This window comes from Pseudoalteromonas sp. MMG024 (assembly GCF_021654175.1).
Taxonomy (GTDB): domain Bacteria; phylum Pseudomonadota; class Gammaproteobacteria; order Enterobacterales; family Alteromonadaceae; genus Pseudoalteromonas.
This window is the reverse complement of the sequence record NZ_JAKFZO010000001.1, coordinates 374,102-387,120: the sequence shown is the minus strand read 5'-3', so window position 1 is coordinate 387,120 and position 13,019 is coordinate 374,102. Positions and strand designations below refer to the sequence as shown.

The 13,019-nt window shown below is 40.6% G+C and carries 10 protein-coding genes; 5 read left to right on the top strand and 5 right to left on the bottom strand.

Annotated features, from left to right (window positions below; all coding sequences use genetic code 11):
• Window positions 1–2: 2 nt before the first annotated feature.
• Complete coding sequence (locus tag L1068_RS01810; protein WP_237128799.1) at window positions 3–206, bottom strand: hypothetical protein; 204 nt, start codon at window positions 204–206, stop codon at window positions 3–5.
• A gap of 210 nt (window positions 207–416) precedes the next feature.
• Here L1068_RS01810 and purE point away from each other — a divergent pair, with 210 nt between their 5' ends.
• Window positions 417–899, top strand: a complete 483-nt coding sequence (gene purE / locus L1068_RS01805) for a 5-(carboxyamino)imidazole ribonucleotide mutase (protein ID WP_010560067.1) — start codon at window positions 417–419, stop codon at window positions 897–899.
• A 1-nt stretch (window position 900) separates the two neighbouring features.
• On the top strand, window positions 901–2,046 hold the full coding sequence (locus tag L1068_RS01800) for a 5-(carboxyamino)imidazole ribonucleotide synthase (RefSeq protein WP_237128798.1): 1,146 nt from the start codon (window positions 901–903) through the stop codon (window positions 2,044–2,046).
• A gap of 105 nt (window positions 2,047–2,151) precedes the next feature.
• Here L1068_RS01800 and L1068_RS01795 read toward each other — a convergent pair whose 3' ends face one another.
• A complete protein-coding gene (locus L1068_RS01795) occupies window positions 2,152–2,445 on the bottom strand; it encodes a hypothetical protein (protein ID WP_010560069.1) in 294 nt (97 codons plus the stop codon).
• A 307-nt stretch (window positions 2,446–2,752) separates the two neighbouring features.
• Between L1068_RS01795 and L1068_RS01790 the strand changes: the two genes are divergently transcribed.
• Window positions 2,753–5,230: a prolyl oligopeptidase family serine peptidase gene (locus L1068_RS01790; RefSeq protein WP_237128797.1), complete on the top strand. Its 2,478-nt coding sequence runs from the start codon at window positions 2,753–2,755 to the stop codon at window positions 5,228–5,230.
• A 26-nt stretch (window positions 5,231–5,256) separates the two neighbouring features.
• On the opposite strand, the gene rrtA is transcribed toward L1068_RS01790, so the two are convergent.
• Window positions 5,257–5,847, bottom strand: coding sequence for a rhombosortase (gene rrtA / locus L1068_RS01785; protein ID WP_237128796.1), 591 nt, complete (start codon window positions 5,845–5,847; stop codon window positions 5,257–5,259).
• A gap of 66 nt (window positions 5,848–5,913) precedes the next feature.
• Between rrtA and ggt the strand changes: the two genes are divergently transcribed.
• Both ggt and L1068_RS01775 read left to right on the top strand, forming a co-directional pair.
• Window positions 5,914–7,653 (top strand): gamma-glutamyltransferase, encoded by a 1,740-nt coding sequence (ggt, locus tag L1068_RS01780; protein ID WP_237128795.1) that lies wholly within the window; start codon window positions 5,914–5,916, stop codon window positions 7,651–7,653.
• Between the two features lie 185 nt (window positions 7,654–7,838).
• Window positions 7,839–9,533, top strand: coding sequence for an NAD-dependent malic enzyme (locus tag L1068_RS01775; RefSeq protein WP_100913400.1), 1,695 nt, complete (start codon window positions 7,839–7,841; stop codon window positions 9,531–9,533).
• Window positions 9,534–9,583: 50 nt separating this feature from the next.
• Here L1068_RS01775 and L1068_RS01770 read toward each other — a convergent pair whose 3' ends face one another.
• Entirely contained in the window at window positions 9,584–10,297 is a 714-nt protein-coding gene (locus L1068_RS01770) for a nucleoside-binding protein (protein WP_237128794.1), read from the bottom strand.
• Window positions 10,298–10,536: 239 nt separating this feature from the next.
• Entirely contained in the window at window positions 10,537–12,984 is a 2,448-nt protein-coding gene (locus tag L1068_RS01765; protein WP_237128793.1) for a TonB-dependent receptor, read from the bottom strand.
• Window positions 12,985–13,019: the final 35 nt, after the last annotated feature.

Here is a 13,019-nt window from a genome sequence, read left to right as displayed (position 1 = left end):
CATTAGGCGCCTTTTTGTTGTTCTCGTTTTAGTTGATTAGGTAATAAGGTTTCAACAATTTCTTTTGCTGGAATGGTATATCGCGTTCCGTCAAACATTACCGAAGCATTTTCGTCAATGCCAGTAATGCCTGTGAGCGTCCAGCCTTCACCACGCTTATCACAATACACAGTTGTCGTTGGTGGTATCACTTTAAATTCAGGCATTGGTTTTTCTAACTAGTGAAACAATTGGCTTAATTTACCTTAGAGAATAGAGAATTCACAGTTTTTAATTGAGAAAACGAAGGGATTATTGGATAATTCGCAACTCGCAATCCCACATCGCGAAAACAATTTTTAACATTCACAATGCGCTTGTTAATAATCTAAAAGTGCAATTAATGTGAATTGAGTGCCTAACTATGAGGAGTGACTATGACTGTTGGCATTATTATGGGTTCAAAATCAGATTGGCCTACCATGCAACACGCTGCAGATATGCTTGATAAATTCGGTGTTGAATATGAAACAAAGGTTGTTTCTGCGCACCGTACGCCACAGTTATTAGCCGATTATGCCAGCACAGCAGCTGAGCGCGGTATTAAAGTAATTATTGCAGGTGCAGGCGGTGCAGCACACTTACCGGGCATGGCAGCTGCATTTACCAGCTTACCGGTACTGGGCGTTCCGGTTAAATCTAAAGCACTTAATGGTGTTGATTCACTTCTATCAATTTGCCAAATGCCAAAAGGTGTAGCGGTAGGTACTCTTGCGATTGGTGATCCGGGCGCTGCAAACGCTGGATTATTAGCGGCGCAAATTCTGGGTTGTCAGCAGCCTGAATTGCTAGCGAAAATCGACGAATTTAGAAAAAACCAAACTGACACTGTGTTAGCACATCCAAACCCAGCAGAATAATATGAATATTTTAGTTCTCGGCGCAGGCCAACTTGCCCGTATGATGAGTTTGGCAGGTGCGCCTCTTGATATAAATATCAAAGCCTATGATGTTGGTTCTAAGCACGTTGTTCACCCGCTAACGCTTGTCGTGTATGAGCAAGACTTAGTTGCTGCAATCGCAGAATGTGATGCGATCACCGCAGAGTTTGAACATATTCCTGATGATGTATTAGCGTTATGTTGTCAAAGTGGTAAATTTTACCCAGGTAAAGATGCCATTAAGGCTGGCGGCGATCGTAGCATCGAAAAAGCGCTATTAGATCAAGCGAATGTACCTTGTGCGCCGTATTTACTTATTACCGAGCGTGAACACTTAGACCGTGCCATTATCGATTTAGGACTGCCACTCGTGATCAAAACCTGTCAAGCAGGCTACGATGGTAAAGGGCAGTGGCGTATTAAAGCAGATTCTAATGTAGATCACATTTGGTCAGAAATGGCTGAGTTTATTGCTGCAGGTAGTGAAGATTTCCCACACACCATTATTGCTGAAAAAATGATTCCGTTTAAGCGTGAAATTTCAGTGATTGGTGCACGCGATAAGCAAGGCAATACTGCGGTTTATCCTGTGACTGAAAACGAACATACCAACGGTGTACTTACGTTATCAGTTGCCACTGATATTGATGATCAAATTCAAAGCCAAGCGTTAGCAGCATTTAATAAACTATCAGCAGCGATGGATTATGTTGGTGTACTGGCAATTGAGTTCTTCGATGTTGATGGCCAATTAATGGTGAATGAAATTGCACCTCGCGTTCATAACTCAGGCCATTGGACACAGCAAGGCACACTGTGTAGCCAGTTTGAAAACCACTTACGTGCAGTAGCTGGGTTGCCATTAGGTGATACCGCTATGATTGGGCCAAGTGCGATGATCAATGTGCTTGGTGAGCCGAGCATTCCTGCTGATGTGTTATCCGTTGCTGGAGTAACCAGTCATTGGTACGGCAAAGCAGTTCGCGCAGGTCGTAAAATGGGACATATTAATGTCGTAGCGAGCAGTAATGTTGAGCTAGGTAAAAAACTTGCAGTGCTTGCGAACTATTTACCAGAAGGTGCTTATCCAGGCGTCGCAGCACGTGCAGTTGAATTGTCTAAATAAGCTGTTTAGTTAACTATACAGCATGTGCATTAAAAAAACGGTTGTACGCGTTAGTGTGTATAACCGTTTTTTATGCGTTTAATTATACTTAAAAGATAAAACCATTTAATTTAATTCTGATTGAATATCTACTTCAACATAAAATGGTACTGCGTTGTTGGTAATGTATTTACCTTGCAATAACCGTTCGTGTCCTTCTAAGTATTGCTCATGGTGACTTTGTTTATTGTTTATCATGGTTTGCCAAAAACTTCCGATATCAAGCGAAATAATTGACTCGTTTCCATCACAATAAAAGTGTTGATAGCGTGACCAGTTTTCAAGTTCATCTTGTTTAAGCCATTTAGCTAAACTTGTTTTATCAGGTCCGCGATAAATACGTAATCTAAACTTGCTCATAACAGGCTATTCAAATTGGATATAGTTAAAGGGTAGTCAATGACTATCGGATTTGAGAAATTAAAATAAATTTTTTGAATAAATTTTGAACTAATCGATGAATCGCACGGTCTATTACTTTGAAACGAGAAATTACTTTTTCGTTTCGACCTAAATTGCTAGCGCAGAGTATTCGGCCAACACCTTGTTGGCCTTTTTTTGTTACAAATGTAATCGCTAAAATCACATAATAAAACGATAAGCGCAGTTTTATTATTGCCAATTGTTTGGTTAAATTAGTGTAATTTTAATTACAAAAAAACACACAATGTATAATAAATCTATTATTGCTCTTGCTGTAACTACGTGTATTAGTTTGGCTGGTTGTAAAACGACTGAACAATCTACCATCGCAGCTGCTAACGAATTTTCACCAGTAGTTGAAACAACGACTCACCAAGGCCCAGAAACGATTACGTTAAAACAAGCTATGGCACACCCAGATTGGTTAGGTCGTCAACCTGAGCGTGCATTTTGGTCGTTTGATTCTAAGTCGGTAAATTATGCGCGCAAACAAGCGGGTAACGAATTACGCGATACCTACACTCGTATGTTGGGCAAGCAAGGCAATGGTGATTTAGTATCGCTTGATAAATTGCACACACTCGGTGCGAAACAATTAACCTTTAGTCAAGATAACAAGTGGGTAGCATATACTTTTAAAGGCAATATTTTTGCTGTTGAGCAGGCAACAGGTAAATTAAAGCAGCTGACCTTAAGCGATGATAATGCATCACAGCTTTTGTTTTTAACTAGCGGTGAACTTGCATATCGAGTTAACAATAATTTTTACAAAATTAATGTAGAAACGGGCCTGCGTTCACAAATAGCCGCACTTAAAGTTGCTGATAAGCCAGAAGGCGTAAAAGAGCCAACAAGTTATATTGCTAAAGAGCAACATAAACTCATTGACTACGTAGCTCTAACCCACAAGAACAAACAAGATAAACACGCCTACAACGAATCATTAAAAACGCAAAACGAAAGCGTTATGAACGATACATATTACCTTGGTAAAGGTAATCGCATTGTCAGTGCAGTCGTATCACCAGCAGGCGACAAACTCATTACAGTTCTTACTAAAAGTTCACCGTGGCGTGATGATGGCGATATTATGCCAAACTACATTGGTCAAAACGGTGAAATTGTTGCTGAAAAAGTAAGACGTCGTGTTGCAGATACCAAGCCGTCTGGCTCAGAGTTGGTAATGATTGACCTCACTGATAACACCCAAACAAGCCTACCATTCGATACATTACCTGGGTTTGATGAAGACGTATTAGCAAGTGTAAAAGCCGAAAACGCAAAAGCACAAGGTAAAACATACAAATCAGAAAAAGCACCTCGTCATATTAATTTAATGATGGACTGGGGTTGGTCACAAAATGCAATTCAGTGGAATAGCGATGGTTCACAAGTGGCTGTGATGCTTGAAGCGTTTGATAATAAAGACCGTTGGATTGCAACTGTAGACTTTGCAAGCAATAAACTGGTCTCACAACATCGCTTACATGATAAAGCTTGGGTTAACTATACGTACAATAATTTTGGTTGGTTAAATCAACAACCAGATACGCTGTATTATTTATCTGAGGAATCTGGTTACAGCCATATTTATACAAAAGCGCTTAAGGGTAAAGCACAGCAGCTAACAAGCGGTCAGTTTGTGGTATCAGAACTAACACAATCTCGTAATAGCCAGTCAATTTTTTATAAAGCAAACAAAAAACACCCTGGCATATACGAAATCTACAAGTTAGATCTAACAACGGGTGAAAGCGTTGCCCAAACCGATTTAAACGGCATGACTGATTACCAGCTTAGCCCAGATGAATCAAAACTATTGTTAACGCACTCAAAATTAGCATTACCGCCAGAGCTGTACGTAACTAATGTTGATGGTGATACGGTAACGCGTTTAACCAATACCGTATCAGATAAGTTCCTAAATACGCAGCTTGTAGCGCCAAAAATTGTAGCCGTTCCGTCAACCCATACTGAGCAGCCTATTTATGCAAAAGTGTATTACCCGCGTGATTACAAAGAAGGTGAAACAGGTAAAGCACGCAAAGCTGTTATCTTTAACCACGGTGCAGGTTATCTACAAAATTCACATTTAGGTTGGTCAGGTTATTTCCGCGAATTTATGTTCCACTCATTCCTCGCAGAACAGGGTTATGTGGTGATGGACATGGATTACCGTGCATCTAAAGGTTATGGACGCGATTGGCGTACCGCAATTTACCGCCATATGGGTAAGCCTGAAATTGAAGATTTAGCCGATGGTGTAAAATGGATGACGGAAAACGCTAATGTTAATGACCAGCGTGTTGGTACATATGGTGGTTCTTACGGTGGTTTTATGACCTTTATGGCATTGTTAACCCGTCCAGAATTATTCCAAGCGGGTGCCGCACTTCGTCCTGTATCGGACTGGGCATATTACAATAATCCGTATACATCGAATATTTTGAACCACCCAGATGTAGATCCAATTGCCTATAAGCGCAGCTCACCGATTTATTTCGCTGAAGGGTTAGAAAAACCATTGTTAATTAATGCGCCAATGATTGACGACAATGTATTTTTCCAAGACGTAGTGCGCTTAGTACAGCGTTTTATTGAACTTGAAAAAGAAAACTACGAAACGGCAATTTACCCGGTTGAGCCACATGGCTTTAAACAGCCTTCTTCGTGGTTAGATGAGTACCGTCGTATTTATAAGTTGTTTGAACAAAACTTATAATTTAAAAAGGCCGCATAGCGGCCTTTTTACTGGGTGATATTTTCACGAAGTGCGTGACGATTTAATTTCGCATAAACAAAAATACCGGATATTGCGCCAATCAAGTGTGCTTCGGTTGCTACCCTTGCGTTAATTAGTTGTCCTAATTCAGCACTTGGTCCAGCATATTGCTCCCATGCGATTTTTAACCAAACACCAATAAACAAAAGATAACCCGTTTTCATACCTTTTTGGCAGTCAATTAACGCGCCAACAATGATTAAGCCATGTAAAACACCACTTAACCCATTATAAAGTGTATTTTCTGGATAAAAAATATAAAGCCCACCGCCGGTGTAGAGCGCCAATAAAAGAAGTGCTAATGCGTATTTTCTCGCATCATAATATTCACCGTGTAACGCCCAGATGAGCGCAACGCCTGCTAGGTTTAACATTAAATGGTAGCTATTTGAGTGACTAAAATGAGCAGTAACAAGTCGCCAGTATTCACCATGAGAAAATAAGCTTCGGTTATATTCAAATAATTCACTGAGCGGCGTTGCAAAAATAATTATCGCGGCAAAAATCAGAACAAGCGGGGCAATGATATAACGTTTATCGGTTGGAAGATTTAACATTCGCTATCTGTGTTAATCAATATCAAATGTCTGTAAGATTATCACAAATAATAGATTTGCTTAATTATGAAAACATTAAAACAGACTCTCTCACAAATACTTATCGCATCAAGCTTATTCTCATTCAATGTTGGCGCCACAATTGTTGGTGAACCAGAAGCAAATACCGGCTTTACTAAAAAACAACAAGTTGTTGCTGATAAGTTTATGGTTGCGGCTGCAAACCCCTATGCGGTAAAAGCAGGTCACGCAATTTTGGCTAAAGGTGGCAGCGCCGTTGATGCCGCAATTGCAGTTCAATTAGTACTCACATTAGTAGAACCTCAATCGTCTGGTATTGGCGGTGGGTTGTTTATGATGCATTACGATAAAGCCAATAGTCATTTAACCAGCTTTGATGGACGTGAAACTGCGCCAGCGAATGCGAGTGAATCTTTGTTTTTAGATGAAAATGGCAAACCAATTCGCTGGATTAATGCGGTAGTAGGTGGGCGTTCAGTGGGAGTGCCAGGGGCGTTAGCTGCGCTAAAAAATGCGCACAGTCGTTATGGTAAATTGCCATGGCATACATTATTTACTGATGCTATAAAATTGGCGCAAGATGGCTTTGTGATATCACCGCGACTTGAAAAATTGGTGAGTCTGCAAATAAACCCTGGAGTTGCTTTAATTGACGACACTAAAGATTATTTTATGCCAAATGGCGAGGCACTCAAAGCAGGCACAGTTAAAACGAATGTAAAGCTAGCGAACTTATATAAAGCGATTGCTAAAAACGGCATCGACGCGTTTTATCAAGGTGAAAATGCAAAGCAACTTGTTGAAACTGTAACAAATTCATCCATTGCGCCAGGCAAAATCAGCCTTCAAGATTTAGCCAATTATAAAAGTGTTGAGCGAAATCCCGTATGTGCACCGTATAGAACATATAAAGTGTGCTCTATGGCGCCGCCGAGTTCCGGTGGCATTACGGTACTGCAAATTATGGCATTACTTGAAAACACTAAAGCACCACTTAATACATCGTGGGAACTTGAATCAATTCATGCATTTACTCAGGCATCACGCTTAGCGTTTGCGGATCGTGATCACTATATTGCTGATCCTGACTTTATCGACGTACCTGTTGCGCAAATGTTGGATAAAAACTATCTACAAGAGCGTAGTAAACTAATTAGTGAAAAAGACATGGGCAGGGCGCAACCGGGTGAGTTTGCACCAGACTGGTCTGTCGCGCAGGTTAATTACGAGCAACCATCAACGTCTCATGTGTCAATTGTAGATAGCGCGGGTAATGCGGTTTCAATGACAACATCAATTGAAATGGGTTTTGGCTCAGCGTTAATGGTGAATGGTTACCTGCTTAATAACCAACTTACTGATTTTACCTTCAATCCTAAGATTGACGGTAAACCTGTGGCTAATCGTGTTGAGCCGAATAAGCGTCCGCGTTCTTCAATGTCGCCGGTTATGGTGTTTAATCATGACGGTAGTTTAAAAATGGTTATTGGTTCGCCGGGTGGTTCACGCATTATCAATTATGTAGCCAAAGCACTTGTTGGCGTACTTGATTTTGGTTTAACGCCACAACAAGCGATTGCGCTTGCCAACATTACTAACCGTAACCGTGTGACGACACTTGAAAAAGGTAGTAGCGTAACACGTTATAAAGCAGCGCTTGAAGCACGCGGTCACAAAGTCGTTATTCGCGATTTAAATTCGGGTATTCACGCGGTAATGATTGAGGGTAATAAACTTATTGGTGCTGCCGATCCGCGCCGTGAAGGCATAGCACTCGGAGAATAACCTGAGGCAAAGTAAATAGATTGATAGCAATACGTTAAACTTGGTTAATTTGAGGCAAGAACCATTGCTTTAACGTGTTGCTACTCAGATAATGTTTTCAATTATTCGTTATTTATCTTATAGTTTTGCATTTTTAAACTTTAGTCTAATAATTAAAGCTATTACAACACACCACCAAGAATACAATGACAGAACACACACATAAAAATTATTTGTACATCCCTTATGCTGGGCCGACGCTAATTGAAACACCGCTATTAAATAAGGGCAGTGCTTTTAGCCAGCGCGAACGCGAACAGTTTAACTTAGCGGGTTTATTGCCGCCAATTTTTGAATCAATCGAAGAACAAGTTGAGCGTTGTTATCAGCAGTACAAAAGCTTCACTAATAACTTAAATAAGCACATTTATTTACGTGCCATTCACGACACTAACGAGACCTTGTTCTTCCGTTTAGTGCGTGATCACTTAGAAGAAATGATGCCGATTATTTATACCCCAACAGTAGGTGAGGCGTGTGAGCGTTTTTCTGATATTTATCGTAAACACCGCGGTTTATTTATTTCGTATGAAGACCGTCATAGTATCGACGATATTTTACGTAACGCCACTAAAGGTAAAGTAAAAGTAATCGTAGTTACTGACGGTGAGCGTATTCTTGGTTTAGGTGACCAAGGTATTGGTGGTATGGGTATTCCTATTGGTAAATTATCACTTTATACTGCTGTAGGCGGCATTAGCCCAGCCTATACATTACCGGTAATGCTTGATGTGGGTACCAATAACCAAGCGCTACTGGATGATCCTATGTATATGGGTCGTCGTCATAAGCGTATTTCTCAAGAACAATACGACGAGTTTTTAGAGCTATTTATTAACGCAGTTAAACGCCGTTGGCCAAATGTTATGTTGCAGTTTGAAGACTTTGCACAACCAAACGCAATGCCGTTATTACAACGTTACCGTGACCGCATTTGTAGCTTTAACGATGATATTCAAGGCACAGCTTCGGTTACCGTAGGTTCATTATTAGCTGCGTGTCGTGTTAAAGGTGAAGCACTGTCTGCACAAAAAGTGGTATTTGTTGGCGCCGGCTCTGCAGGCTGCGGGATTGCCGAGCAAATTATTGCGCAAATGGTAAGTGAAGGTATTAGTGAAGCGCAGGCGCGTTCGCAAATCTTTATGGTTGACCGTTTTGGGTTATTAACCGAAGGTATGGGCGATTTACGTGACTTCCAACAAGTATTAACACAGAAAAAAGACGCCATTAGCGATTGGAATTACAGTGGCGATTATGCATCCTTGCTTGATGTAATGAACTGCGCAAAACCAAATATTTTAATTGGTGTATCGGGTCAACCAGGTCTATTTACTGAGCAGGTAATTAAGGCAATGCACCAAGGTAGTCAGCAGCCGATTATTTTCCCGCTAAGTAACCCTATCAAACAAGTTGAAGCGATGCCTGAAGACGTGATTGCGTGGACCAACGGTGAGGCAATTGTGGCAACGGGTAGCCCATTTGAACCAGTTACCTTTAATGGCAAAGAGCACATTATTCCACAGTGTAACAATAGTTATATTTTCCCAGGCATTGGCCTAGGTGTAGTTGCAGTGGGTGCCAAGCGTATTACTGACGAAATGCTGATGATAGCGAGTGAAACCCTTGCCGCAGAATCGCCAAGAGCAAATACAGGTGAAGGTAGCTTGTTACCGCCGCTAACCAAAGTAGAATCGCTTTCTAAAAAGATTGCGTTTAACGTTGCGAAAAAAGCCATTGAACAAGGCGTGGCGCTTGAGATTTCAGACGAAAAATTAGCGAGTCTAATTGAAAAAAACTACTGGTTACCTGAATATCGTGATTATAAGCGCGTAAGCATTTAGGTTTATCGTGTGATAATAAAAAGCCCTGCAAATATTCAGGGCTTTTTAGTTTAAAAATGATACTTAACTAGTAAATTGACATTGTTTTCGTCAACACCACGTATACCAAATTTATCAAGCCAATAAACGTATTCGATACCTAGGTATAATTTTGAATCGATATTTAAATGTGGAGCAACATCATATTTTAACTGCGACGTGAAGTTCATCTGTGCGTCGCTGTTGTCTCTGCTTGTTGCATAATCAATAAAACCATCATAATAAAGCGGGCCAATTGGTAAACCCCATGTAACGGTTGTTTGGTAGTTATTATCACCATGCTCATTGTTACGGTAGTATAGGTTTACATTGAAAAAATCAAAGTAGGGCACATCAAAGCCAGCACCTACACCGTATAAGTAGTTTGTTAAGCTTGAACCAAAACCATCATGGGATGAAAACGCGCCGTACTCAATTGTAGTGGCAACGTAAAGCGCTTTAACGGGGTTGTTTTTAAACTCGGTAATTTTAAAGCGTGGCGAAAATTCGCCGTAGGTTTCTTTATCACCATTAGCAGATTCCAGACGGTCAACAAAAGTAAAGCTGTCTCCCCAGCTTGTAACCGCAAAGTGCTCTAGCGTTACGATTTGTTTTTTATTGTCGCCCACTTCATAGTTATTACCGTTTAAGTAACTCACACTAAAGTCAGAGAAATGTGTTTTTGCAGAAACCGTTGTTGAAAGACAAAGCGCTGCGAGTGATACAAGGTGTGTTGTTATTTTCACAAAAGCCTCAGGTAGGGTTTTATTATAAATTTAATAGAATTTTAGCAGATTGTAGGAATGTTTCAGATAACTATCATTGATTTAGCGGCTAACAGGTTAAACAATAACCCTTTGTGATATGGCAACATGCCGTTTGATGACGTTTATATTGATGATTTCTCGGTAAGTTACTTATAATACAGGTAGACAATAAAAAAGGGCGTGTTAATACGCCCTTTTTGTTGGTATTTTCTCGGGTATTAGAAATAAACGCGTAGGCCTAACTGTACGTTACGGCCTGGTAATGGTGCGATATCTTTAATAAACGATGTATGGCTGAACGCAAGTTCGTCTGTAATATTTTGCACTTTTGCAAATACAAACGAATCTGTGTTTAACACATCAAGGTTATACTTCGCAGATACATCAAACAATGTGTAGCTGTCGGTGTGAGTTTCGTGTGCGCCTAACTTGTCTTGCTCGAAGTAATGCGTAGCAGCAAAGTTTACTTGCAATGCACGCCAGTCATACTCAGCCTCAAAACCTAATTTATTTTGTGGGAAACGCGGTAAATATTCCGAAGAGTCTTTAACATCGTTGCGAATATGATCACCAATTAATTTTACTAGCAGTTGATCATTTACTTGGTAGTGAACATCAAACTCAATACCGTATAAATCAACATCTGCATATTGATATTGGAAAACACGTGTCGCTTCATCTTCGTCGTGACCATGCGATAGATACTCATCCATAGAAAGCATTTCGTCATGGTGCGCATCAATTACTAAGCCTGTATCTTGCTGGAAATAGAAGTTATCAATCTGATTATAAAAAGCGTTTATAGTATAGCCAAAATTACCATTGAACTTACGTAGTGTAAGATCGATATTATTTGATGTTTCGCTTTCAACGTTTTCTGGCTCAAAGTGAATTTCACCGTCTTCAATTTCATAGCCTAAACCAAGGTCATAGGTGCTGGTTGCGATATGCAAACCATTTGATAGCAGCTCAGCCGCACTTGGCGCACGTTCTGAATGACCGAGGGAAAGTGCTACTGAATGACCTTCTTTGAAATTCCAGATAGTACCTGCAGATAAGCTTACGCTATCGAATTCACCAACATATGCGTATTCTTCACCGTGATGTTCCTCTTCATCATGCGCTTCATGATCGTGTTCGTCATGACCAAGGTGAATTTCTGGTGCATCGATTTCTGTGTTTTCAAAACGACCACCCAATTCAACGCGAAAATCACCGAACGTTTTCTCTTCTAAAACGAAAAGTGCATGCTGTGTCGTATCGCTGTGTGGCGTAAATGCTTCTGCACCATCAGCGCCGTAATCCGAATCATAATAGTGGTAACCTACAACACCGTGCCAACCTAACAGGTTATGTTCGGCGGTTGCACGCAACTCTTTCGATTCATTGGTAAATACTGTGCCTTCCATGCCTTCTTCAATTTCGGCATGGCGGTAATCGGTATAACCAAGTTTTACATCAAAACGCTCAATCATAGAATCATGTAGGCTATAAGTGAAACGCGCTTGATAACGGTCTTGAGTTAATCGAGCGAATACATCGCCATGTTCTTCGTGTTCATCTTCATGCCCATGGTCTTCTTCTTCGTGTTCATGTCCATGATCATGGTCGTGGTGTGCATGAGAGTGACCTGGAATACCGTAGTCTGATTCAATCTTGCCATAAGATACACCAACGACTAGGTGTTCGTTCACATAGCTTGTGCCTAAATTGAATGCAGTTGTGTCAATAAAACTGTTTTCAATTGAGTCTAATACTTCTTCGTCATGCTCATCTGCGTGGTCTTCGCCTTCATGTTCTTCTTCGTGCTCTTCATGATGCGCTTCAAACTTTGGTACTTCAGTATCTTCAGTTTTACGTTTTAAACCATCTAGATGGAAATTAAAGCCATTATCTCCACCATTTAGCACAAATGCTGCTGTATTACCTTCGTTAACGGTATCGTGTTTATATTCAACAGCACCTTCTAACGACTCGTAGTTAGTTGTCGGAATGCGGCCATCAACCACATTAACAACACCACCAATTGCGCCTGAACCATACAGCAATGTTGCTGGGCCACGCAGTACTTCAATTTGATCTGCGCTCAGTGTTTCGTTGGTGTTTGCGTGATCAGGGCCTACGCGCGATGCGTCACTACTTTCTAAACCATTTTGCATAACGCGTACACGTGGGCCATCTAAACCTCGAATAACAGGTGAAGACGCGACAGAACTAAAATATGTTTGGCTAACACCCGGCAGTCTATTTAGGGTTTCACCAAGTGTATTAGATGATTTATCTTTGAGCTCGTCTCCCGCAAGCACTGCTACAGGAGAGGCCATCTCAAGGTTACTTTTGTGAAGCGCTGAAGCATATACAGTGATCGCTTCAATTGATGATTTTTCTAGTACAAAATTGATTGTTTGAGCTTCGTTTTTAACGCTAATGCGTTTGTCTAGAAAACCATCTTTACTGAAATGTAACTGGCTATCTGCATCCAGTTCAATTTGATATTGACCTGCATTATTGGTTGTAACAGTTTTTTCTTTACCATGAACATGCACTGCAACACCAGCAATTGGCTTGCCTGAATTATCAGTCAATTGTCCTGAAATCTGTGCAGCGTGTGAGCTAAGAGGGAATACTACGCTTAGCACTGCCAAGCTAATGAGAGATTTTTTCATAACGAATACTTCAGTAAGATTAAAAAATTACGTGT

Excerpts from the sequence above, each read along its gene's own strand:
- L1068_RS01810 (WP_237128799.1), bottom strand. The coding sequence starts at position 206 with ATGCCTGAATTTAAAGTGATACCACCAACGACAACTGTGTATTGTGAT.
- purE (WP_010560067.1), top strand. The coding sequence starts at position 417 with ATGACTGTTGGCATTATTATGGGTTCAAAATCAGATTGGCCTACCATG.
- L1068_RS01800 (WP_237128798.1), top strand. The coding sequence starts at position 901 with ATGAATATTTTAGTTCTCGGCGCAGGCCAACTTGCCCGTATGATGAGT.
- L1068_RS01795 (WP_010560069.1), bottom strand. The coding sequence starts at position 2,445 with ATGAGCAAGTTTAGATTACGTATTTATCGCGGACCTGATAAAACAAGT.
- L1068_RS01790 (WP_237128797.1), top strand. The coding sequence starts at position 2,753 with ATGTATAATAAATCTATTATTGCTCTTGCTGTAACTACGTGTATTAGT.
- rrtA (WP_237128796.1), bottom strand. The coding sequence starts at position 5,847 with ATGTTAAATCTTCCAACCGATAAACGTTATATCATTGCCCCGCTTGTT.
- ggt (WP_237128795.1), top strand. The coding sequence starts at position 5,914 with ATGAAAACATTAAAACAGACTCTCTCACAAATACTTATCGCATCAAGC.
- L1068_RS01775 (WP_100913400.1), top strand. The coding sequence starts at position 7,839 with ATGACAGAACACACACATAAAAATTATTTGTACATCCCTTATGCTGGG.
- L1068_RS01765 (WP_237128793.1), bottom strand. The coding sequence starts at position 12,984 with ATGAAAAAATCTCTCATTAGCTTGGCAGTGCTAAGCGTAGTATTCCCT.